Raw genomic sequence first — 23356 nt, 5'->3', positions numbered from 1 at the left:
GGGCTGGGAGAAGATCGCGCTTGCGATCAATGTCGAACAAAGCAAATGAGATCGTGATATCTTACTCATCACTTAACCCCTCTATTGAAATAAATGAATGCCCCTGCTGCGATTCAAATTTTTTCTGTTTTCTGTTTTTTGATTTATTGTTCGTCGGACGTTTCGTGCAGGAAGTGCGATTTCAAATCACAGTTTCCCTGTCTCGATAATGTAATGCTCGCGACGGCGAATGTTGTTCTTGTTTTCCGGGTGATCCACGTTAACCGTGAAACGATCGCCGGGCTTTGGGCAGAAAACGCGAACATCATTCTTTTGAGCTGATAGCCGATTCGCGTGCTCGCCGCATGATTCTCTAGAGAGTTTCGGCCCGTGCGTGGTCATTGCGGCCATTGTGCGGTCACTCGGCACATCGGCTGGACCTGGTCCACGAATGGCGATATTTTTCGTCGATCATTCCGGTAATCGCGCAGATTCCGGCCTGGATTTCGGAAGGGCGGTTTTGATGGATGCTACCGATCTCAAGATTCTGATCGCGCTGGAGGCGAACGGCCGCCAATCCTTCACTAATCTGGCGGAGGCGATGGGCATGTCCAAGACGCCTTGCTGGACGAGGGTGCAGACGCTGGAGCAATCCGGCGCGATTTCCGGCTATTCGGCGAACATCGACGGTCGCGCGGTGGGGCTTGGCGTCGTCGCGATATTGCAGGTCGTCATCAATCCCCTCCAGCGGACTGAGTTCGAAGAGGCGGTGAGGGCGAATGATGCCATCCTCGAATGCTATACGACCGCTGGAGACGCGGATTATATCCTCAAGGTCGTGTGTCGCGACGTCGATGACGTCGACGACGTGCTCAGGCATAATATCTCGCCAATGCCGGGCCTCAGCAAATCATCGACGACCATTTGCCTGAAATCGGTAAAATCCCGCGGCTCCGTCGCCGTGGCGGCGCGCAGGTTGTGGCAAAAGGCGTAACGGTCGCCGAATCACCAGGCACGCCCAAAGAACGATCGGAAGACCCTATCGTCATTTGAAGGAATGATGTCCGCCATTTTGGCGACTATTCGGTCCAAATAGAAACAATGTTCGCTCTGCTCCCTGTTATGGTTTGCACGCCGGCTGCTCATGGCGGCTGTCCTGAACGAGGGGAGAAATGGTTTGAGTGCATATTCTTGTGCGGCGCATGCGCTCGTCCCCTCATCCTGTTTCCGCGATCTCCGCCCAGGCTTCTGAGATGGCGATCACCGATATCGAGGCGGCCCGCTCGCTGGACGCTCTGGATGCCTTTCGCTCCATACGCGACCGGTTTTCACTGCCTGAGAAGATGATCTATCTCGACGGCAACTCGCTGGGCGCGCTGCCTGCCGATACGCTGCCGCGCCTGAGCGCCGTCGTCGCCGAGGAATGGGGTCGGGGGCTGATCGGCAGCTGGAACAGCCATGACTGGATCGGCGCGCCGCAGCGTCTCGGCGCGCGGATCGCGCCGCTCATCGGGGCGCGGGCGAATGAGGTGATCGTCGCCGATTCGACCTCGGTCAATCTGTTCAAGCTGATCGTCGCCGCGCTGGGCGCCCGGCCGGATCGGACGACGATCCTGAGCGAGCCCGGCAATTTCCCGACCGACCTCTATATCGCACAGGGCATCGTCGACATGCTGCCGGGCCGCAGGCTCGAGCTCGTGCCGGCATCGGGGGTGATCGACGCGATCGACGAGGATGTCGCCGTCGTCGTCCTGACGCATGTCCATTACCGAAGCGGTTACAAGCACGACATGGCGGCGATCACCGCGGCGGCGCATGCCAAAGGTGCGCTGGTCATCTGGGATCTCAGCCACAGCGCCGGGGCGGTGAAGATCGAGCTGAACGCTGCTGACGCCGATCTCGCGATCGGTTGCGGCTATAAATATCTGAACGGCGGGGTCGGCGCGCCGGCATTCCTGTTCGTGGCGGAGCGGCTGCAATCGGAGCTGCGCTCGCCGCTCTCGGGGTGGATGGGGCATCGCGCGCCCTTCGCGTTCAGCGACGATTATGCGCCTGCCCCGGCGATCGATCGCTTCCTCTGCGGCACGCCGCCGATCATCGGCATGGCAGCGCTGGAGCGGGGAATCGCCACGTTCGACGGCGTCGATCTCGATGCCTTGTTCGCCAAGGGACAGGCGCTGTGCTCGATGTTCGTGGATTTGGTGGAGACGCGATGCGCGGAATTCGACTTCGAGCTTCTCACCCCGCGCTCAGCCGACGCGCGGGGCAGTCATGTCTCGTTCGCGCACGCCAATGCCTATCCGATATGCCAGGCGTTGATAGCGGCGGGCGTGGTGCCGGACTTCCGCGCACCGGATACGCTCCGCTTCGGGTTCACGCCGCTCTATACCAGCTTCGAAGACATATGGAGCGCGGTCGACATCCTTCGGGAGATCATGCGAACCGGAAGCTGGGACCAGCAACAGTTCCACATGCGAGCGCGGGTGACCTGACCAGCGGACAAATGGAGGCGATCTGATGACGTTCATGGAACCGGCCTTGCATTTCGACAGCCGTCCACAAAAAGCTGCCGGCCTGCGAACCCTGGTCGCGGGCCTGATGCTTTCGACATTTGCGGCCGTCCCGCTGCTGTCGGGCATGGTGACGGCAGCGGTGCCGAGTCCGTCCCGGCCGGTAACCGATCCCCGTTCGATCGTGTCGCCTGAAAACCCTCTGGCCGCACCGATCCCGGTCACCGATCTGACCTTCACTCGCGGCTATCAGGACGCGGCGTGGAGCGCCGATGGCAAGAGCGTTTTCGTCGTCACCAACCTGACCGGGCGCTACAATCTGTGGCGGACCGACGCCGAGGGAAGCTGGCCGCTTCAGATCGTGCAGGGCGACGATCCCCAGTCGAGTCTCGCCGTGTCGCCGGACGGCCAATGGGTCATCTATGCCCAGGACAAGGGCGGCAACGAATATCACGACCTGTACGCAGTCAAGGCCGACGGGACCGCATCGCGCCAGCTGACCAACACGCCCGAGATCGACGAAACCGGCGCGGTGATATCTGCCGACGGCAAGCGCCTTGCCTTCACCATCCGCCCGCGCGGGGGCACCAGCACCAATATCGCCATTCTCGACCAGGCGACGGGCGAGGTGCGGCAGCTCACCCGGGAAAAGGCGGCGGAATTCAACTGGTCGGTCGTTCGCTGGGCTCCGGACAACCGGGTGATCATTGCCAACCGCACCAACATCGCGAACACGGTAGCGAGCGTGTGGCGCATCGATGCCGATACCGGCAGCGTCGAGGAAATCACCCGCTCGCCGCGCCCCGCCCTGATCACCGCGAGCGATCTCAGCGCCGATGGCCGCACGCTCGCGATCAGTTCCAACCAGCAGACCGGGCAGGTCCGCGCCGGACTGTTCGATATGGTGACCGGACGCTATCGCTGGCTGAAGCCAACGCCATGGGAGCAGTTCGCCGACGGTTTCTCACCCGATGGGAAGACGATGTTGGTCCGGACGAACGCCGATGGCCGCGCCACGCTTGCCTTGGTCGACGTGGCGACCGGGCAGGAGCGGATTTTGCCGCTGCCGCCGGGAGCCAATCGCGCCGCGACGATGGCCACGCGCGCTTTCGCCTCCGATAACCGGCGGCTGCTCGTCTATCTGGCGAGCGCCGACAGCCCGGGCGAGCTTCACGTCGTGGATAGCCAGACGGGTGACCGCCGGGCGCTGACCCATTTTTCACTCGCCAGCCTCGATCCGGCGCGCCTGCCGAAATCGTCGATCGTGACATATAAGAGTTTCGACGGGACGCTAATCAGCGCGCATCTGGTGATGCCGTTCAATCTCAAGCGCGACGGCAGCAACCCCGCCGTGGTGATCCCTCATGGCGGGCCGAAGCGGCAGACCGAGGATTATTTCGATTCGACGGTCACGGCGCTGGCGTCGCGCGGCTATGTCGTCATCTCGCCCAATTTTCGCGGATCGATCGGCTATGGCCACGCCTTTCAGATGGCCAATCAGAAGGATCTCGGCGGCGGCGACCTGAAGGATCTGTTAGCGGCCAAGGACTTCCTCGTGGCGACGGGCTATGTCGATGCCAAGCGGGTCGGGATAACCGGCGGGTCCTATGGCGGATATCTGACGCTGATGGCGATCGGCCGCGCGCCGGACGCTTTCGCCGCCGCGGTCGAGCGCTATGGCATCATCAACTGGACGACGATGTGGCAGAACAGCGACGGGATGCTGCGCGAATATCAGCGTGGGCTGCTCGGCGGTGATCCGGAAAGCGCGGCGGCGCTGTACAGGCAGCAGTCGCCGCTCACCTATCTGCCGGCCGCAAAGGCGCCGTTGCTCGCGCTTCAGGGGGAAAACGACATAAGAGTCCCGCCGGGCCAGACCCGCGAAGTCGCCGCGATATTGAAGGCCAATGGCGTCACCAGCGAGACGCATTTCTATCCCGGCGAAGGTCATGGCTTCCGCAAGCGCGAGAACCAGACCGATGCGCTGGGCCGGCTGATCTCATGGTTCGATACTTATCTGAAGGGTGTGAACCCAGGGTCCGCGCAATGATGACGACCTTGCGTCGATCGACCGATGTGACGCGACTGCGCGATCTCGTCGGAAGGTTGATCATGCGCGCCGTTCCGGGCCGGCTCGCGAACCGCCAACGGCAGGATGGGCGGGGGCCTGCCGAACGCGACGTCGTCGCCCGGCTGGAGACGCTCTGCCGCAGCCTGTTGTCCGGCAAGGGCGAGGCATCGGGCACCGCGCTGGCCGCCGACATCATGGAGCTTTACGAGCTGGCCGACGCCGAGCAACGCGTCGCCTTCTTCGTGCGGCTCGCCGAAGGGTTCGGGCCCGATTGGCCGGCGGCGCGCGCCGCATGGGCCGCGCATGAAAAGGCGCCGTCGCACGAACGATTCCGCACCCTCGTCCAGGCGATTGAGCCGGCCCGGCAGGAATTGTTTCGCCGCATAAACCGGGCGACGGGGGGCACCGCGGCGCTCGTCCGGCTGCGGGAAGATGTCCTGAAAGCGTTGCGGCAGCGGCCCGCGCTGCGATGCGTCGACGACGATCTCGAACATCTCTTCCAGTCCTGGTTCAACCGCGGTTTCCTCGTCCTCCAACGGATCGACTGGTCGACCCCGGCCGACATCCTCGAACGCATCATCCGCTATGAGGCGGTGCACCAGATCGGCGGCTGGGGCGATTTGCGCAGGCGCCTCCAACCGCCGGATCGGCGCTGCTACGCCTTCTTCCATCCGGCGCTGGCGAGCGACCCGGTGATCTTCGTCGAGGTGGCGCTGACCGACGCCATTCCGGATTCGATCCAGACGTTGCTTGCGGAGGACCGGGTGCCGATGGCGCCCCAAAGCGCCACGACGGCTGTCTTCTATTCGATCAGCAATTGCCAGCCAGGGCTTCAGGGCGTCTCGTTCGGCAATTTCCTGATCAAGCAGGTGGTCGAGGAGCTCGCGCATGAATTCCCCGGCCTGTCGACCTTCGTGACCCTGTCGCCGGTTCCCGGCTTTTCCCGCTGGCTGGCCGCCAATGACGACGCGCGCGACGTCCGCGCGCGGCTCGACGATCCGAACTGGAAGGACGACGGCGGCAAGGCCGCGCGATTGAAGTCCGATCTGATGCCGCTCGCCGCCGAATATTTCCTCAAGGCGCGTGATGCCAGGGGGCGGCCGGTCGATCCCGTCGCGCGCTTTCACCTGGGCAACGGCGCCCGGCTGGAGCGCTTGTGCTGGCTTGGCGACACCTCTGCCAAGGGAATGCGCGAATCCGCCGGGCTGATGGTGAATTATCTCTACGATCTGGCGCAGGTGGAAACCAACCACGAAGCCTTTGCCAATGACGGCCTTATTGCCGCCAGCAAAAATGTCCGGCGCCTGGACGCCCCAGCATCAAAAGGAAAAGCTCTTGCCAGCGCTCCCGTCGGATAATCTGTTCACCTTCCTGCGTGCGCGTTTCCCAGCCAATCCCGATAAAGCGTTCCTCATCGAGCCGGATCGGCGAACGTGGAGTTATGGTGACGCCGTCGAGCAGAGTGCGCGGCTCGCCAATCTGTTCGTGTCGCTGGGCGTCGCGCCAGGCGACCGCATCGCCGTGCAGGTGGAGAAGAGCGCCGAAGCCTTGATGGTCTATCTCGCCGCCTTACGGGTGGGCGCGGTCTATCTTCCGCTCAACGTCGCTTACACGTCGAATGAGGTTCGCTATTTCCTCGGCGATGCCGAGCCGGCGATCTTCATCTGCCGTCCGGACGATGAAGCGACGATGGAAGGCATCGCCGACAACGCAGGCGTTCGTCATCTGATCTCGCTCGGAACAGGCGGCGAGGGGACGTTGATGGCGCTCGCCGCCGGCCAGGGCGACGCGTTCGAGGATGTGGAGCGGGCCTCGGACGATCTCGCGGCGATCCTCTACACGTCGGGGACGACCGGCCCCGCAAAGGGGGCGATGCTGACCCACGGCAATCTGCGGTCCAACGCCGAGACGCTGCGCGAATATTGGCGCTTCACCGCGGAGGACAGGCTGCTGCACGCCCTGCCCATATTCCACACGCACGGGCTGTTCGTCGCAACGAATGTGACGCTGGCCGCCGGCGCTTCGATGATCTTCCTTCCGCGTTTCGACGCTGGCGAACTCGTGCGCCATATGCCCGAAGCGACCGTCATGATGGGTGTGCCGACCTTCTATGTCCGGCTGCTCGACAGGCCCGACTTCACGCCCGATCTCGCCGCGCATATCCGGCTGTTCGTGTCGGGATCCGCGCCGCTGAGTGCCGAAACGCACAAGGCGTTCCGCGAACGCACTGGTCATGCGATCCTCGAACGATACGGTATGACCGAGACCAATATGAATAGCTCCAACCCCTATGAGGGCGAGCGTATTCCCGGTAGTGTCGGCTTTCCGCTGCCCGGCATCGCATTGCGGGTGACGGACCCGGAGACGGGCCGCGTCCTCCACCGGGAAACCGGCGTGATCGAGGTACGCGGCCCCAATGTCTTCAAGGGCTATTGGCGGCGTCCCGAAAAGACCGCCGAGGATTTCCGGCCGGACGGTTTCTTCATTACCGGCGATCTCGGACATATCGATGAACGAGGCTATGTATTCATCGTCGGCCGCGCCAAGGACCTCATTATTTCCGGCGGTTTCAACGTCTATCCGGCCGAGGTTGAAGCCGTGATCGAGGCACTCGACGGCGTCGCGGAATGCGCGGTGATCGGTGTGCCGCACCGCGATCTCGGAGAGGCGGTGGTCGCGGTGGTGAAGCCAGTGGCCGGCGCGACCATCGAGCAGACCGGGATCATCGCGGCGATCAACGACGATCTCGCGCGGTTCAAGCAGCCTCGCCGGATCGTCCTTGTCGATGAGCTGCCTCGCAACGTGATGGGAAAGATCCAGAAGAAGGAATTGCGGGAAGCCTATGCCGGGCTCTTCGCGCCGCAGGCTGACGCTCCTGATGCGGGGTGAGGGGGCTTTGACGAAAGCTGGCCCTTCCTATCCGCAGTTCACCGTCCGCGGCATCGTTCTCGGCTGCGTTATGACCTTCTTGTTTACCGCGGCGAACTTGTCGCTGGGGCTGCGCATCGGCCTCACCTTCGCTACCTCGATTCCGGCCGCGGTGATCTCCATGGCGGCGCTACGGGCATTCCGCACCAGCAACATCCTTGAGAGCAACATCGTTCAGACGATCACGTCGTCGGCCGGAGCGCTCTCGGCGATCGGCTTCGTCCTGCCCGGTTTGATCATGGTCGGCTGGTGGCAGGACTTCTCCTTCTGGCCGACTTTCTGGATATGCACGACCGGCGGTTTGCTCGGGGTTCTGTTTTCCGGACCGTTGAGGCGTGCGCTGGTGATCGGGTCGAATCTGCCTTATCCCGAAGGGGTGGCGGCGGCCGAAGTGCTCAAGGTCGGCAGCAACGAAAGCCGGGGCAGCGAAGAGAGCCGGGCAGGCCTGCGGACGATCATCGTCGGCGCGATCGCCGCAGCCGCCTATTCCGCTCTCGCGGCAACCCAGCTTGCCGCCGCCGGGGTGACCAAGTGGTTCCGCATCGGCCCCTACGGTTCGGTCGTCGACGTCACGCTTCAATTCGCGCTGATCGGCGCCGGGCACCTCGTGGGTCTTTCCATCGGCATCGCCCTGCTGGTCGGGTTGTTGATCGGCTTCGGGATCGTAACGCCCTATCTCGCCTGGCTGTTGGCCACGCCAGCTGCGGCCGAGGCTGTGTGGCTAAGCCACGTCCGCTTCTTTGGCGCAGGCGTGATCGGCGTGGCGGCGATCTGGACGCTGTTGCAGCTCATGTTGCCGATCGGGAAAGGATTGCGCGATTCTCTCGCATCATCCCGCGAACGCAAGCGGGGTGGCCTGTCGCTGACGGTGGCTGAGCGGGACCTGCCGATCGGCTGGCTCGGCATCGGCCTCATCGCCGTCACCATTCCTACCGCGATGCTCTTCTGGAATTTCCTGATCAGCGGCCCGCTATCGGTCTATGCGGCGGCGCTCACGATCGGCGCGTTGGGCTATGTCCTGCTTGCCGGGCCGATCGTGGCAGCGGTTTGCGGCTATATGGCGGGTCTGATTGGCTCGTCGAACAGCCCCATTTCGGGTGTGGGCATTCTCGCGATCGTAGGGGCTGCTCTCCTGCTGGCGGTCTTCGTCCAGCCGAACCTGCCGTCGGGCGCGCACGCACAATTGGTGGCCTTCGCCATTTTCGCCACCTCGATCATCTATTCGACTGCAAGTATCGCCAATGACAATCTGCAGGATCTCAAGACCGGACAACTCGTCGGTGCCACGCCGTGGAAACAACAGGTCGCCTTGATGATCGGGGTGATTGCGGCGGCGCTCGTCACGCCCTTCACTCTGGACCTTCTCAACAAGGCCTATGGGTTTGCGCCGCTCAGCGGGATCACGCCGCCTCATGCGCTCGCCGCGCCACAGGCCACCCTGGTCAGCGCGCTGAGCACCGGCATTCTGGGCGTGGGCCTCGACTGGAGCATGATCGGGGCCGGCGCCGGGCTTGGCGTGTTGCTGATCGCCGCCGATACGGCCCTCTCACGAAAGGGGCGGCCTGGTTGTCCGCCGCTGGCCGTGGGTCTCGGCATCTACCTGCCGATGGGCGCGACGCTTCCATTGATAATCGGCGGGCTGCTCGGGCATCTTTACGAGCGGCGCGCGAAAAGCCAGGCGACCAAGCGTATGGGCGTCTTGCTCGCGTCCGGCTTCATCGTCGGTGATGGGCTGTTCAATGTCGGGCTTGCGGGGTTGATCGTGGCCAGCGGCAAGGCTGCTCCGCTTGCACTTGCCGGCGACGATTTCGGTACATCCGCCGTGGCCGTCGGGCTCGTGCTGTTCGCGGGGATGACGGTGCTGCTCTATCGCCGCACGCTTCGGGTCGCTGCAGGACTTCCCGGAACCGGCACCTCCAAATCCGGCATCAGTGGCGCTCCGCAGAATAAGGACGATTGAGTGCCTTCGCCAGATGATCGCAGAATTTCCGCACCGGCGGGGGCAGATTTCGTCCGGCCATCGTCTGAAGCTCCACGCTGCGCTGGCGCAGGATGCGATCGGTGAGCGGAATGGCGACGAAGCCGTCGGACCGATAGCGTCGGCTGACCGATATCATCGATGTGAACAGCAGGGCGCCGGTCATCTGCGCGATGCGGTAGAGAAGCTGGCCGTTGTCGCTCTCCATCACCGGATTGAGCGTGACGCCGGCCACGCCTGCGCTGATGTCGATCAATTCGCGCAGCGTAGCCCCCTTGCCCGGCACCAGTACGTCGCGCCCTTCCAGTGCCTTCAGGCTGAGCGCCTTACGGCCGGCAAGCTTGTCGTCGTGACGAACCAGCACGTGGATGGGTGATGGCTGGCGGAATTCGGTGCGAACGCCGGATATCGGAGACAGGGTGAACGTCAGGCCGATATCGGCTTCCCCGTCGCGCACCCGCTCGGAAATATCCATCGGCAAGCCGACATAGGCGTCGAAGCTGATGCCGGGATGGTCGAGCGAGAAACTCGCTATGGCTTCGGGCAGCGCCTCGTAAGCGAAGCCGTGGGAACTGGCGATCCGCAACGTCCTGCCGCGGAAATCGCTGACCTCCTGCAACTCGCGGCCGATCTGTTCGGCATCGAGAAGGCTGCGCACGGCAAAGCTCATCAACTTGCGGCCGCCCTCGGTCAACACCATGCCGCGCGGGAGCCGGTCGAACAGGATACAGCGAAGTTCCTGTTCCAGCTTCGAAATCTGCCGGCTGATGGCGGAGATGTCGACATGCAGCGCCTCGGAGGCCGCGCTGACCGATCCGGTGCGTGCCACTTCCACGAAGTAGCGTAAGCCAATGCTGTGGAGCACTGATTTCATGAACTTTGTCCTTTTGGCAAAGCAAAGTTGCTTTGTCGGCTATTGTGCCAAAGGCTTCCGCTCGTAAACCTAGCCGGCATATTTGAAAAGAGCAGGACGCGAGAAGCTGGTGACCCGGATCGACGCCATTGAGCGTGCCAATCGCTATTACGATTCCGGCGCGTTTCTGCGCGACCTGGAAAGACGGGTTGCGCTGCGGTCCGAAAGCCAGGGCGACGTCGCTCCGGAGTTATTGCGCGACTATCTGGATGATCTCACCCCGGCGCTGGACGCGATGGGGTTCACGGTTCGCATGCTGGACAATGCCGCGCCCGGCGCGCCGCCGATGCTGATCGCCGAGCGGCATGAATCGTCCGATCTGCCGACCGTGCTCATCTATGGTCATGGCGATGTCGTGCGTGGCCAGGCGGACCGGTGGCGCGAAGGGCTGTCGCCATGGACGATCCATGTGGAGGGCGATCGTCTCTATGGCCGCGGCACCGCGGACAACAAAGGCCAGCATTCGATCAATCTCGGCGCGTTGCAGAGCGTGCTCGCGACGCGGGGCTCACTCGGCTTCAATGCCAAGCTGCTGATCGAAATGGGCGAGGAGCGCGGATCGCCCGGCCTGAACGAGACCTGCGCGCGTCACGCCGAAGAACTGGCCGCTGACGTCCTGATCGCCTCTGACGGACCCCGGCTGCAGCCGGACAAACCGACGATCTTCCTCGGCTCGCGCGGCATCATGCTGATCAAGCTCTGGCTCGACCTGCGTCAGGGCGCGCACCATAGCGGCAATTGGGGCGGGATCCTGCGTAATCCGGCGACCACGCTCGCCGCCGCCATCAACCATATCGTCGACGCCGACGGCGTCATCCTTGTCGATGCCATGCGGCCGCCGCTGGCCGCAGCCTCGACCAGGGCAGCGCTGGCTGCGTTGCCCGTGGGCGGAGCGCCGAACGATCCCATGCTGGACGCCGGTTGGGGCGAGCCGGGCATGTCGCCCGGCGAAAGGCTGTTCGCGTGGAACAGCTTCGATGTGCTGGCTATGCAATCGGGCGATGTCGAAAATCCGATCGGCGCCATTCCCCCCACGGCGGTCGCGCATTGCCAGCTCCGTTTCGTGGTCGGCACCGACATCGATCGGATCGAGACGCAGCTCAGGCAGCGCTTCGATGAAAGCGGTCTGACGATGGTGCAGCTGTCGGTCGCACTCGGTGCGCCCGCATCGCGTCTCGATCCCGATGATCCATGGGCGCGCTGGACGGCCGCCTCGATCGAGCGGACGACCGGCAAGCCGGCCGCGGTTCTGCCCAATTTCGGCGGCACGTTGCCGAACAATGTCTTTTCTGAAACGCTGAACCTGCCGACGATCTGGATTCCGCATTCTTATGCGGCGTGCGCCCAGCACGCACCAAACGAGCATCTGCTCGGCAGCGTGGCGCGTGAGGGGCTGCAGATCATGGCCGGCCTTTTCTGGGACCTCGGCGAAGGTGGCCCCTATGGCGGCGCGGCCGCGACGGATTGGGATGCGCCCGGGGGGCGGCACGGATATCGGGGGATCGAAGCATGGCAACGTTGAGCACCGCTGCACCGCAGCCCCATTCGCCCGCCACGATCCGCCGGGTGATCATCGCCGCGTCGATCGGCAATGCGCTCGAATGGTTCGACCTCGTCATCTACGGCTTCTTCGCGCTGTCGATCTCCAAGGCGTTTTTTCCGACCGATAATGAGTCGCTGTCGGTCCTGCTCGCGCTCGGAACCTTCGGTGTGTCCTACATCATCCGTCCCGTCGGCGCGCTCGTGCTGGGCGCCTATGCCGATCGTGTCGGCCGGAAAAGCTCGATGCTCATTTCGCTGAGCCTGATGATGGTCGGCACGCTGATGATCGCGGTCATGCCGCCTTATGCGGCGATCGGCATCGTCGCGCCGCTCGGCATATTGTTCGCGCGCCTGCTGCAAGGCTTTTCCGCGGGCGGAGAGTTCGGCAGCGCGACGGCGCTGCTGGTCGAACATGCGCCCGAGCGGCGCGGGTTCATGTCGAGCTGGCAGTTCGCAAGCCAGGGGCTGACCACGGTGATGGCGTCGATCTTCGGCCTCGTCCTGTCGACGCAGCTGTCGCCCGAGAATCTCGATGCCTGGGGATGGCGGATTCCGTTCTTCTTCGGCCTGCTGATCGGGCCGGTCGGCATCTACATCCGCAAATATGTCGAAGAGGGCGGCGAATTCCGGACGGTTGAACGCACCGAGCGTCCGATCCGGGATCTGATCGGCACGCAGAAAGCGCGGATCGCCATGGCGGTCGGTGCGCTCGTCATGTCGACGGTGGCGGGCTATCTCATTCTCTATATCCCGACCTATGCCGTGAAGGAGCTGCATCTGGACGCGACGTCCGGCTTCGCTGCGACTCTTGCCGGCGGCGTGGTGCTGACGCTCGTCACGCCGATCGTCGGCCACTTGTCCGATCGGCTGGGAAGGCTGAAGATCATGACATGGTCAGCTATCGCCTATGCGATAACGATCATTCCGGGCTTCCTGATGCTCAACGGCTATCCGGGCACCGCATCGCTGATCCTGCTGATGACGTGGCTGGGTTTCCTGAAGGCGACCTATTTCGGCGCTCTGCCGGCGCTGATGTCCGAAAGCTTCCCGCCCCGCACCCGCGCGACGGGGCTGGCGCTGAGCTACAATATCGGGACCACCGTCTTCGGCGGCTTCACCCCGGTCATCATCGCCGCCCTGGTCGCGCTGACCCACAGCGCCTTCGCGCCGGGAATCTATCTGGTGATCTCTGCCGTCATCAGTCTGTTCGCCATCGCCATGATGCGCTCGCGGTTGGGGCTGCGATAAGGGAGTGTGAGATGGGCGACCCTGCGCACCCGGCTTTGAGCAAACTCCGTCCGATCTCCAGGATCGCGGCGGCGCTGTTCCTGGCCAATGCGATGACGGCCCATGCCGCGCAGGATATGACGGCCACGCTTCCCGATCCGCCACATGTCGCCGCCACCGATGCGGCCATGAAGCTGCCGATGTCGGCGCCGGTGGCGGCTAAGGACGTCATCGGGCAGGTGAACAGGATCGGCAGCCCGCAGGGGATCGCCGAACTGCGCAAGCTGCGCATCAACGGCATCGATCAATGGATATCGATCCGCGGCAAGGACCGGCGCAATCCGGTGCTGCTGTTCCTGCATGGCGGGCCGGGATATACGATGATGCCCGCCGCCTGGGCCTGGCAAGCGCCGTTCGAGGATTTCTTCACGGTGGTCCAGTGGGACCAGCGCGGGGCTGGGAAGACCTTTCTGGCCAATGATCCGCAGGCCGTGGCGCCCACGATGAAGTTCGACACGATGGTCGACGACGGCATCGCACTCATCGAGCAACTTCGCCTGATGACGGGGCAGCGCAAGATATTCCTGATCGGGCATAGCTGGGGATCGTCGCTGGGCCTGTACATGGCGGCGCGGCGCCCCGATTTGCTCTATGCCTATATCGGCGCGGGGCAGGCCGTCGACGGCGATCGGTCGCTGGCGGCGACCGCGGCGGAGGTCGAGGCGCTGGCCCGCGCCGCCAACGACACGACCGTGGCCGACGCCCTTGCCGGGATCAACCGCGACCCCGCGTCCATCTCCCGCAATGCCGGGCTGATCAACCGATATGCCCGCTATTATGGCGGCATGATCTACGATCCGGCCGCGCGGGATGCTGACAGCCTGAGTGTCACCTATCGCAATCTCGTGCGTGCCAGCCCCGACTATACGGCTGAGGAGCAGGAAGCGTGGCTTAAAGGTGTCAGGTTCAGCGTCGAGCACCTCAATGGCCAAAGCGATCGGGTCGATCGCGACGCGCCCAAGGTCATCAAGGTCCCATTGCTGCTGCTGGTGGGGGAGCATGATCTGATCACCAATCACCGCGTGGCGGACCAATGGTTCGCGGCGATCCGCGCGCCGGTGAAGAAGAAGGTCAGTTTGCCCGATGCCGCGCACATGATGTTCACCGAGCAGCCGGGTTTGATCCTGCGCAGCCTGTTGGATTTCAGCGAGCCGATCATGCGGAAACAGACCGGCTATCGGACGTGGCCCGGATTTTCGAAATAGGGCGCGGCTTTTTCGTCGATCGAGGGACGGCACATGAAGATTGGGAAAGCGCGGTGGTCGTGGGTTTTGACGGCATTTGCGTTCGGCGCCACGGGGATGGCGCTCGCTCCGGTCTTGGGCCAGCAGGCTCCCGCACTCTCCACTTGCACGAAGGCCGATGCGCAGCCGGCCTGCACGGCGGTGCGTGGCGATCGATCGGAAGGCTGGAAAGCGCAGTCCCGCGCTGAGGTTCTCGCCCAGCACGGCATGGTCACGACCAGTCAGCCGCTGGCAGCCCAGGCCGGCATCGAAATTTTGAAGAAGGGCGGCAACGCCATCGATGCCGCGGTCGCGGCGGCCTCCGTGCTGACCGTGGTGGAGCCGATGAACGTCGGCGTCGCCGGGGATCTGTTCGCGATCGTCTATGTCGCGAAGGAACGTAAGCTCTATGCGCTGAACGCCAGCGGCACGGCGCCGACCGGCGCCACGCCTGAGCGTTTCGCCAAGCTTGGCTACCGCGCCGATCCCGCGAACTGGGGGCCGGGCTCCGGAATGCCGCCCGGCGGTATCCTGCCGGTCACCGTTCCCGGTTCGGTCTGGGGATGGGACGCGCTGGTCAAGCGGTTCGGCACCATGGACTTCAAGCAGGTGCTGGCCCCCGCCGAGGCCTATGCGCGGGAAGGCTTCCCGATCAGCCAGCGCGTCGCCGCGGAATGGGTGCTGTCGCCGGCGCTGCCGCTCAAAGGCTGCTGCACCAAGCTCGATCCCGACTCGGTCGCCGCCTGGTATGTCGACGGCCGTCCCCCCGTGGCTGGGGAAATCTATCGAAGTCCGGACATGGCGAAGACGCTGCGCCTCCTGCAGGCCGAGGGTGCCCAGGCTTTCTATCGCGGGGAGATCGCTCGCGCCCTGATCGCGAAGTCGACGGCCGAGGGCGGCACGATGACCATGGAGGACCTCGCCGGCTACAGGGGCGAATGGGTCGAGCTGGCGCACACCACCTATCATGGGCATGACGTCTATGAGCTGCCGCCGCCGTCGCAGGCGTGGGCGGCGCTGGAGATGATCAATATCCTGGAGGCCTGCGTGCCGGTCTGGACGCCGGGCCGGACGCTTGCCAGCATGGGCCCGCGTGATCCGCAATATTGGCATCTCATGGTCGAAGCCAAGAAGCTCGCCTTCGCCGATCTGATCTCCTTCAATGCCGATCCCGATCGGGTGAAGGTCCCTGTCGACCGGCTGCTGTCGAAAGACCATGCCCGTTCGCTATGCGCGAAAGTCGATCCGAAACGTGCCTCGACCACCGGCCCGCGCGGGGCGGACACCGGGGCGGGCGACACCGTCGTGCTGTCGACCGCTGACGACCAGGGCAATATGGTCGCGTTGGTCAATTCGAGCTTCGACAATTTCGGATCGGGCCTGACCGTGCCGGGCTATGGGTTCACCCTGCATAATCGCGGCGGACTTTTCAGCCTCGATCCGCGCTCTCCCAACGTGATCGCGCCGCACAAGCGGCCCTATAACACTTTGTCCGCCGGGTTCGTCATGGACGGCGACCAGCCGCTAATGTCGCTCCTGCTGATGGGCGGCGATATGCAGGCGCAGGGCCATGCGCAGGTGCTGGTCAACATCTTCGACCTAGGCGCCAATGTGCAGATGGCGACCGACATGGCGCGTTTCCGCCACAGCCAGGTGCCGAACCGCCTCGTTCTCGAACAGGGCCTCTATGATCTTGTCGGCAAGGATCTCGCTGCGATGGGCCATGTCCTCGGGCCACCGAGCAGCACCGGCGTCGGCGGGTTCCAGGCGATCATAGTCCAGCGTCCGGAGGGCAAGGATGGGCCCCATGTCTATCGCGCCGGCTCCGATCACCGAAAGGATGGGCAGGCGGCGGGCTTCTAACCGGCGTCGCCTGCGCTCGGATCAATCGCCCTGCTTCTGGTCGGCATGGAAGCCGATCAGCAACGAGATCGCCAAAGTGAGTTTCTTCGCGAAGGCGATGTGCAGGAATTCGTTGGGGCCATGCGCGTTGGATTGCGGCCCGAGAACGCCGGTGACGACGAATTGGGTGCCGGGAAATTTCTCGCCCAGCATACCCATGAAAGGGATCGATCCGCCCTCGCCGTGAAAGGCGGTGGGCGCGCCGAAACAGTCGAGGCTCGCTTCATCCAGCGCCCGCCTCAGCCAATCGGCGAGTTCGGGTGCGCTCCAGCCATTGTCCACATCGACGATATCGAAGCTCACCGATGCGCCATAGGGCGGATCGCGCTCCAGCTCGGTCTTCAGGGCTTCCACAGCGCGGGCCGCATCGACCGTCGGCGGCAGCCGCATGCTGAGTTTCGCAACCGAAAAGGGCAGGAGGACGTTGCCGCCGTCCGCCGGTTTCGGATAGCCGTCGATCGCGGTCACGGCGAGCTGCGGCTTCCAGCTGCGCGCCAGGATCAGCGCGGCATTGTCGTCTCCCATCGGCCGGGTCGATCCGGCCAGGGGCAGTTCCGACCAGACCTGATCGGCCAAGATCGCCGCGGCCTGCCGCGCCTCGCTACGCCGCCCCTCGGGGATTTCCGCGATGAGTTCGGGCAGAAGGATTTCACCCGTCGCCGCGCTCTCGATCCGTTCGATCAGGCTGCGCAGGATGCGGAAGGACGAAGGGACGATCCCGCTCACCGCGCCGCTATGAAGGCCTTCGCGCAGCACTCTGACGCTCAGATTCCCCATGACGAGGCCGCGAAGACTGGTCGTCAGCCACATCTGCTCATAATTGCCGCAACTCGAATCGAGGCAGATGACGAGATCGGGCGTGCCGATCCTATCCTTGAGGTGATGGATGTAGGCGGGCAGGTCGGGCGAACCCGATTCCTCGCTTGCCTCGATCAGGATCACTGTGCGGGCGTGTGCAATCCCCTGGCGCTTTGCCGCCAGCAGCGCGGTGAGTGATGCGAACAAGGCATAGCCGTCATCGGCGCCGCCTCGGCCATAGAGCTTGCCGTCCTTGATGACCGGCTGCCACGGGCCCATGCCCTCCGCCCAGCCTTCCATTTCCGGTTGCTTGTCGAGATGACCGTACATGAGGATCGTACCGGAGGAGGCGCCCGGCACGTCGATGAAGATCAGCGGTGTGCGTCCTTCGAGGCGGACGATGTCGAGTGTGGCGCCGGGAAAATGGACGAGTTTTTCCCGCGCCCAGTCCGCGAATAAGGCGACCGCCTGGTCCATATAGCCATGCGCCGCCCAGTCGGCATCGAAGGCGGGCGACTTGTTGGGGATGCGGATATAATCGGCGAGGATCGGAACGATCTCTTCGTCCCAGATGCCATCGATCAGGATACGAGCTTCTTCGTGTTTTGATTCCGGCATCGTCCATCCTTAATCTTGCAAGGCGCCGCAGATCGCCCAAGGCTATCTAGCGGGTCTGACCGGCTCAGTCCTGCGCCGTCGATCTAAAAAGGCTAAAGCACATTAAGCGGATCTAAATGGCAATCGCCTGCCGGACCCAGCAAGGTTCGAAGTCGTCCGATGGATGGAAGCATGACTTTTATGAACAATGCACCCTCGACGTCGGCGGTTTCGATCCGCGGCATGATCGCTCGCGCGGATTGGCAATCCGCCCGGGATCGCGCCGCCCAATGGGTAGCGGCCGAACCCGACGCTGCAGAGGGGCATTTCCTGCTGGGGCTGGCCGATGCCGAAACGGGGCGCATCCGCTCGGCAATCGCATCGATCGAGACAGCCGCGCTTCTCGACGGCCGGGGCGAATATCTGGCGCAACTGGCCAGGCTATATGTGTTGGTGCGCCAGGACGAGGATGCGGCGGCGGCGCTGCGTCGCGCGGAACAGGCGCTGCCCGAGGATGCCTTGAGCCTGGACACGATCGGCTGCGTCTATGCCCGGCTGGGCGACCATCCGGCTTCGCTGCCGCATTTTGCCGAAGCCGTACGATTGGCGCCTGGCAACGTCGCCTTTCTCTACAATCATGCGGCGGCCTTGAGCTTCGTCGGCCGCACTGCCGATGCCGAGGGGACATTGGCAAAGCTGCTGGCGCTCTCGCCGGGCAATGGACGCGCCTATCATCTGCTGTCGGGCCTGCGCAGGCAGACCGCGGCGGCCAACCATGTCGCACCCTTGCGCGCTGCACTGCGGACGGCTGCCGATCCGGTCGATCGCCTGCAGCTTGGCTACGCCCTGGCCAAGGAACTCGAAGATCTCGACGATCACTCCGGGGCGTTTGAAACCCTTCGTCAGGTGAATGACGATCATCGTCGTGCCCTGTCCTATGATTTCTCACGCGACGCAGAGATTTTCGACGCGGTCGAACGGACGGCGGCCAGGCGGACGGCGGCCCCCGGTCGGGAATCCGCGCCGATCTTCATCATCGGCATGCCGAGAACGGGGACAACGCTGGTCGATCGCATCCTGTCCTCCCATCCCGACGTGGAGAGCGCGGGCGAGCTTCAGGCCATGCCGCTCGCGGTGAAGGCCGTTTCCGGAACGCCCAGCCGCACAGTCCTCGACGCCGCCACGCTCAGCGCCGCCGCCTTGGCGGATCATGCCGATATCGGCCGCCTCTACATGGAGAAGGCGAAGGCGCATCGCCGCCAGCCGGATAAGCGCTTCGTCGACAAATTTCCGGGAAACTTCCTGTATGTGAGCTTCATTGCGCAGGCCCTGCCCGATGCGCCGATCATCTGCCTGCGCCGCAATCCGATGGACACGGTGTTCGCCAATTTCCGGAACCTGTTCGCGATTTCGTCCCGCTATTATGACTATAGCTATAGCCTGTTGGACATCGCGGCCTATTATCGGAGGTTCGACCGCCTGATGCGGTTGTGGCGCGACCTGTTTCCCGGCCGGATCCTCGAGGTGCAGTACGAAAAGCTGGTCGACGATCAGGAAAGCGAAACCCGGCGTCTCCTGGAGCATTGCGAACTTCCCTGGTCGGACGCCTGCCTGTCCTTCCATGCCAACAGCGCGGCCGTCTCGACGCCGAGCGCCGCCCAGGTGCGGCGGCCCATCTATCGCGACTCGATGGGCAAGTGGCGCCGTCACGCGGCCGCGTTGGAACCGGTCAGGCGTTTCTTCGAGCAGCAGGGCATAGCTGTCGAATAGCCGCCCTGTCGGACGGATCGTTCAGCTGCGCTTGGGCGGGATCAGCGACTTGCCGGCGCGCTGGCGGACCTTTTCGGTCAGTTCGTCGAGCAGCCGCCCGCCCACGCGCGCCCAATGCCAATATAGATCGATGTCGATATATCGGCCCGGCGTCAGTTCGACCAACCGGCCTTCGCTAAGGTGATCCCGGACGAGCTCCAGCGGATTCATGCCCCACCCCATGCCCAGCAGCGAGGCTTCGACATAGCCATGCGGCGAGGAGATGAAGTGGGTCGGCGCCGTGAAGTCGAGACCGGCTCCCTTGCCGAGCCATCGGGATTGCAGCCTGTCCCGCGGATCGAAGCGCAACATCGGCGCGGTCGAGAGCGAGGCCTCGTTGACACCCTCGGCGAACCATCTGTCCACGAATTCGGGCGTCGCCGTCGCGACATAGCGCAACGCGCCCAGGGCCGACCGCTTGCACCCCTGGATCGGCGTCTGATCGCTCGTGACCGCCGCGAAGACCTCGCCCCGGCGAAGATATTCTGCGGTGAGTTCCTCGCGATCCTTGACCAGATCGACCAAAGCCCCGGTCGCCCCGTAGAAGGCCGCGGCGGCGGGCAGGAACCAGGCGGCCAGGCTGTCAGCATTGACCGCGATCCTGATCGTCGGTGCCTGGCGCGACAAGCTCGACAGATCGGGCAGGTCGGTTATCAGTTCGTCTTCCAGCAGGCTGACGCGTTCGAAATGGGCGCAGAGCCGGCGGCCGAGCTCGGTCGCCTTGCAGGGCTGCCCACGGACGATCAGCACCGTACCGAGCCGTTCCTCCAGCGCGCGGACGCGCTGGGATATCGCAGACGTGGTGACGCCCAGGCTGGTCGCAGCCCGTTCGAAGCTTCCATCCCGCACGATCCGGGCGACGGCTGCCAGCGAGGCGTAGTCCAGCATCGGTTTAGCCCTCCTTAATAGGGTTTAGTATTATAAGCTGGAATACACAAACACCTTGCCCAACAGTAGCGATTGCGACTGTGCCTTGATCGGGATCGCCCACGTCTACCCCAAGCCAATAACGTCATACGGGGCGGGCTGCCGGCTTAATTCGATCTCGGCCGCGACGGCTGGCGCTCTGCTTGCCGAACTGCCGCCATAAGGGAGGTAAGGGGGAATTATGATCGGTTTCTACAAGGCGTCTTTGCTCGGAGCGACGATCCTCGCCGGGCTCGCTGCGCCCGCGCTGGCCCAGGATCAAGCCGCGGACAGCCAGGATAAGGTCGTGGCCCCCGACGAGATCGTCGTGACGGCGACGCGCCGCTCGGTCGCCCTGAAGGATGCGCCGATCAACATCACCGCCGTGACCTCCGATGATCTGTCCAGGCAGCGCGCCGATGACGTCCGCTCGCTGGCGGCGCTGACGCCCGGCGTAACCGTCGTCGACACCGGTCCGTCTTCCACGGGCAACATCATCCTTCGCGGTATTTCCGCCGCCAATTCCAGCAGCGTCTCGGTCAGCGGCGCGAGCTCGAACACCTCGGTGGGCGTCTATCTCGGCGAAGTCCCGCTCTATCTGGACTTCAAGCTGATCGATATCGACCGCGTCGAGGTGCTGCAGGGGCCGCAGGGCACGCTCTATGGCCTTGGAACGCTGGCGGGCGCAGTCCGCTATATCCCCGGCCGTCCCAACACCAATCGGCTCAGCGTCGATCTTCATGGCCGCACCTTCGCCGAGTCCCACAGCAAGGACATCGGCCTGACCGGGGACGCGACCGTCAACGTGCCGATCGTCGCGGACCACATCGCGTTCCGGTCGGTCGTCGGCTATTACGACAATCCCGGCTTCATCGATTATAACTATCTGCTCCAACAGCCGGGCGTTTCCAATCCGCAGCCGGTTCGCGGCCCCACCGCGGCGCAGGGCTCGTTCGGAACGCCGGCCGATTATGCGGCCAACTTCAAGCGCGGGCGCGACCTGAACTTCGAACATACCTTCACCACGCGCAACACGCTGCTGCTTCAGGCCAATCCAGATATCAAAGCCTATCTGACCTACGCCTATCAGAAGACTAACACCGATGGGCGCCAGGCCAATGGCGCCGGTGTTCTCGGCACCGGGCGCTATGAAGGGCCATGGCGCTATCGCGAGCCGGTGAACCGCGATTCCAGCCTCTATTCGGCCGAAGTCTACATCAACCTGGGCGAGGTGGCGCAGCTGGTCAGCACGACCGCCTATACGCGGCAGAATATCCGCACCACCCGCGACAACACCGATAATTTGCTCGACCTGAACTATGGCTATGAGGCGTTCCCGGCCTTCTCGTCCTACAGTAACCTCGACGAGGACTATAAGCAGTTCGATCAGGAGATCCGGCTGGTCTCGACCCATGGCGGGCCATTCAGCTGGGTGGTTGGCGCTTTCTACAACAAGCTGAAATATGCCGCCGATTATTTCGAATATACGCCCGGCTTCGCGGCCTTCGCCGGGGTCAACCGGCCGGACGATCTCGAATATATCACCGTGGTCGACAACAAGACCAAGGAAAAGGCGATCTATGGCGAACTCAGCTACAAGCTGACCGACGCCTGGCAGGTGACCGGCGGTCTGCGCTATTTCAAATATGACGCCTCGGTTTCCGGCGGCGCGGATACTCCGCTGTTTGGCGGCGGCATAGCCCGCACACCCTATCCGTCGACGGCGGTGGACCCGAGCCAGATCCGCTCGGGCGATACGCGGGATGACGGCATGGTGTGGAAGCTGAACACCTCTTACAAGTTCAGCTCCGACCTGATGGCTTATTTCACCTACAGCACCGGCTATCGCGTCGGCGGCGTGAATCGGGTCGCGCCTTGCGTCCAGCCGCTGCCGCCGGGCCAGAATGTCTGCGCGCTGCCCGACGAGCTGGAATTCGGCCCCGACAAGACCCGCAACATGGAGCTTGGCATCAGGGGCGCGCTGTTCGATCGCAGGCTCCGCTTCACGCTGAGCGCGTTCGACATCGCATGGACCGACATCCAGGTGCCCAGCCGCACCGTGAACGGCGGCGTCGGCATCACTGCGGCTGCCGGCAAGGCGGTCTCAAGCGGCATCGAGGGGTCGGCCGCGCTTCAGGTCACTCCGAACCTTCTCCTGCAAGGCACCTATGCCTATAATGACGCCCATCTCACGCGGGATGCGCCGGGACTGGTCGTCAGCCAGGGCACTAAATTCGCGGCCTTTGACGGCGATCGTCTGCCCGGCTCGACCAAGAATTCGGGGACGTTGCAGGCGACCTACACCATGCCGCTCGGCGACGATCGCAGCATCGAGGCGAACTGGACCGCGCTCTATACGGGCAACATCTATTCGCGGGTCGGCCTGCGCGGCAATGGCGAGGTCATTCCGGGTTATGTGACGCACCGTGCTTCGGTGACCTACAGGGCCAAGGCCTTCGAGGTCATGCTGTTCGCCGACAATATCTTCGACAAATATGCGGTTACGGCGATCGGCAACGACAAGAGCTCGTTCAACCAGGTCCGCACCAATGTCGTGGAACGCTATTACGCCCTCGGCGTGCTGACGCCTCGCCGCGTCGGCGTGGACGTTCGTTTCCATTATTGACCGGCGGGATGGGTGCCCGCTCTGCCGATCGCATCGTGCAGAGCGGGCGCCACGCTTTAAGAACGCGCAGCATGGGCCGGAAACGGCTGATGCGCGCTTCATGACTAAACCAAGCGGAAAGCTGCTTGAGCACTTCTTCGCCGGCTATTTGAACCGGTCGAAGGCCGCTTTCATCAAGTTGCCCGTCTAGACAACCGGGCGGGTGGCGCGCTCGGCTGAATGCAATCTGCACTCGAGCCGCGACCACGGCCGCCGGGCGACGCGAGTCCCCTCGGTCTGCATTTGCC

Annotated in this window: 15 protein-coding genes; 12 read left to right on the top strand and 3 right to left on the bottom strand. The window is 63.7% G+C overall.

What is annotated here, in order from left to right:
• The first annotated feature begins 373 nt into the window (after nucleotides 1–373).
• The 6 genes from ASE00_RS14230 to ASE00_RS14205 all read left to right on the top strand — a co-directional run bounded on the left by ASE00_RS14230 (nucleotide 374) and on the right by ASE00_RS14205 (nucleotide 9448).
• On the top strand, nucleotides 374–973 hold the full coding sequence (locus ASE00_RS14230; RefSeq protein WP_235538676.1) for an Lrp/AsnC family transcriptional regulator: 600 nt from the start codon (nucleotides 374–376) through the stop codon (nucleotides 971–973).
• 259 nt (nucleotides 974–1232) lie between these two features.
• Nucleotides 1233–2471 (top strand): kynureninase, encoded by a 1239-nt coding sequence (gene kynU, locus ASE00_RS14225; RefSeq protein WP_056381280.1) that lies wholly within the window; start codon nucleotides 1233–1235, stop codon nucleotides 2469–2471.
• A 25-nt stretch (nucleotides 2472–2496) separates the two neighbouring features.
• The gene (locus tag ASE00_RS14220) at nucleotides 2497–4539 is read left to right on the top strand and encodes a S9 family peptidase (protein WP_235538675.1); all 2043 of its coding nucleotides are present in this window, start codon (nucleotides 2497–2499) and stop codon (nucleotides 4537–4539) included.
• Nucleotides 4536–5918 (top strand): malonyl-CoA decarboxylase, encoded by a 1383-nt coding sequence (locus ASE00_RS14215; RefSeq protein WP_200957930.1) that lies wholly within the window; start codon nucleotides 4536–4538, stop codon nucleotides 5916–5918. The genes ASE00_RS14220 and ASE00_RS14215 overlap by 4 nt, the downstream gene beginning before the upstream one ends.
• Nucleotides 5896–7449: a malonate--CoA ligase gene (locus tag ASE00_RS14210; protein ID WP_235538674.1), complete on the top strand. Its 1554-nt coding sequence runs from the start codon at nucleotides 5896–5898 to the stop codon at nucleotides 7447–7449. The genes ASE00_RS14215 and ASE00_RS14210 overlap by 23 nt, the downstream gene beginning before the upstream one ends.
• On the top strand, nucleotides 7439–9448 hold the full coding sequence (locus ASE00_RS14205) for an OPT family oligopeptide transporter (protein WP_056381720.1): 2010 nt from the start codon (nucleotides 7439–7441) through the stop codon (nucleotides 9446–9448). The genes ASE00_RS14210 and ASE00_RS14205 overlap by 11 nt, the downstream gene beginning before the upstream one ends.
• Here ASE00_RS14205 and ASE00_RS14200 read toward each other — a convergent pair.
• Nucleotides 9417–10340 (bottom strand): LysR family transcriptional regulator, encoded by a 924-nt coding sequence (locus tag ASE00_RS14200; RefSeq protein WP_056381274.1) that lies wholly within the window; start codon nucleotides 10338–10340, stop codon nucleotides 9417–9419. The genes ASE00_RS14205 and ASE00_RS14200 overlap by 32 nt on opposite strands.
• A gap of 82 nt (nucleotides 10341–10422) precedes the next feature.
• Between ASE00_RS14200 and ASE00_RS14195 the strand changes: the two genes are divergently transcribed.
• The 4 genes from ASE00_RS14195 to ASE00_RS14180 are packed head-to-tail and all read left to right on the top strand — an operon-like array spanning nucleotide 10423 to nucleotide 16294.
• Nucleotides 10423–11901, top strand: a complete 1479-nt coding sequence (locus ASE00_RS14195) for a M20 family metallopeptidase (RefSeq protein WP_200957929.1) — start codon at nucleotides 10423–10425, stop codon at nucleotides 11899–11901.
• Nucleotides 11889–13169: an MFS transporter gene (locus ASE00_RS14190; RefSeq protein WP_056381272.1), complete on the top strand. Its 1281-nt coding sequence runs from the start codon at nucleotides 11889–11891 to the stop codon at nucleotides 13167–13169. Before ASE00_RS14195 ends, ASE00_RS14190 begins: the two co-directional genes overlap by 13 nt.
• Nucleotides 13170–13180: 11 nt before the next feature.
• Nucleotides 13181–14413 (top strand): alpha/beta fold hydrolase, encoded by a 1233-nt coding sequence (locus ASE00_RS14185; RefSeq protein ID WP_082594701.1) that lies wholly within the window; start codon nucleotides 13181–13183, stop codon nucleotides 14411–14413.
• A gap of 33 nt (nucleotides 14414–14446) precedes the next feature.
• The gene (locus tag ASE00_RS14180) at nucleotides 14447–16294 is read left to right on the top strand and encodes a gamma-glutamyltransferase family protein (RefSeq protein WP_082594700.1); all 1848 of its coding nucleotides are present in this window, start codon (nucleotides 14447–14449) and stop codon (nucleotides 16292–16294) included.
• Nucleotides 16295–16315: 21 nt separating this feature from the next.
• On the opposite strand, the gene ASE00_RS14175 is transcribed toward ASE00_RS14180, so the two are convergent.
• The gene (locus tag ASE00_RS14175) at nucleotides 16316–17749 is read right to left on the bottom strand and encodes a M20/M25/M40 family metallo-hydrolase (protein ID WP_056381265.1); all 1434 of its coding nucleotides are present in this window, start codon (nucleotides 17747–17749) and stop codon (nucleotides 16316–16318) included.
• A 180-nt stretch (nucleotides 17750–17929) separates the two neighbouring features.
• On the opposite strand from ASE00_RS14175, the gene ASE00_RS14170 reads away from it, so the two are divergent.
• Nucleotides 17930–19498, top strand: coding sequence for a sulfotransferase (locus ASE00_RS14170; RefSeq protein ID WP_414819859.1), 1569 nt, complete (start codon nucleotides 17930–17932; stop codon nucleotides 19496–19498).
• Nucleotides 19499–19519: 21 nt separating this feature from the next.
• On the opposite strand, the gene ASE00_RS14165 is transcribed toward ASE00_RS14170, so the two are convergent.
• On the bottom strand, nucleotides 19520–20425 hold the full coding sequence (locus tag ASE00_RS14165; protein WP_056381263.1) for a LysR family transcriptional regulator ArgP: 906 nt from the start codon (nucleotides 20423–20425) through the stop codon (nucleotides 19520–19522).
• A 220-nt stretch (nucleotides 20426–20645) separates the two neighbouring features.
• Here ASE00_RS14165 and ASE00_RS14160 point away from each other — a divergent pair, with 220 nt between their 5' ends.
• Nucleotides 20646–23069 (top strand): TonB-dependent receptor, encoded by a 2424-nt coding sequence (locus ASE00_RS14160; protein ID WP_056381261.1) that lies wholly within the window; start codon nucleotides 20646–20648, stop codon nucleotides 23067–23069.
• Nucleotides 23070–23356 lie beyond the last annotated feature (287 nt).

The organism is Sphingomonas sp. Root710 (genome assembly GCF_001429065.1).
Taxonomy (GTDB): Bacteria; Pseudomonadota; Alphaproteobacteria; order Sphingomonadales; family Sphingomonadaceae; genus Rhizorhabdus.
The sequence above is the reverse complement of the archived record's forward strand: the minus strand, read 5'-3'. Positions and strand labels throughout refer to the sequence as shown.

Coding starts and splice junctions, on each gene's coding strand:
- kynU (WP_056381280.1), top strand. CDS start 1,233: ATGGCGATCACCGATATCGAGGCGGCCCGCTCGCTGGACGCTCTGGAT.
- ASE00_RS14220 (WP_235538675.1), top strand. CDS start 2,497: ATGACGTTCATGGAACCGGCCTTGCATTTCGACAGCCGTCCACAAAAA.
- ASE00_RS14215 (WP_200957930.1), top strand. CDS start 4,536: ATGATGACGACCTTGCGTCGATCGACCGATGTGACGCGACTGCGCGAT.
- ASE00_RS14205 (WP_056381720.1), top strand. CDS start 7,439: ATGCGGGGTGAGGGGGCTTTGACGAAAGCTGGCCCTTCCTATCCGCAG.
- ASE00_RS14200 (WP_056381274.1), bottom strand. CDS start 10,340: ATGAAATCAGTGCTCCACAGCATTGGCTTACGCTACTTCGTGGAAGTG.
- ASE00_RS14190 (WP_056381272.1), top strand. CDS start 11,889: ATGGCAACGTTGAGCACCGCTGCACCGCAGCCCCATTCGCCCGCCACG.
- ASE00_RS14185 (WP_082594701.1), top strand. CDS start 13,181: ATGGGCGACCCTGCGCACCCGGCTTTGAGCAAACTCCGTCCGATCTCC.
- ASE00_RS14180 (WP_082594700.1), top strand. CDS start 14,447: ATGAAGATTGGGAAAGCGCGGTGGTCGTGGGTTTTGACGGCATTTGCG.
- ASE00_RS14175 (WP_056381265.1), bottom strand. CDS start 17,749: ATGCCGGAATCAAAACACGAAGAAGCTCGTATCCTGATCGATGGCATC.
- ASE00_RS14170 (WP_414819859.1), top strand. CDS start 17,930: ATGAACAATGCACCCTCGACGTCGGCGGTTTCGATCCGCGGCATGATC.
- ASE00_RS14165 (WP_056381263.1), bottom strand. CDS start 20,425: ATGCTGGACTACGCCTCGCTGGCAGCCGTCGCCCGGATCGTGCGGGAT.
- ASE00_RS14160 (WP_056381261.1), top strand. CDS start 20,646: ATGATCGGTTTCTACAAGGCGTCTTTGCTCGGAGCGACGATCCTCGCC.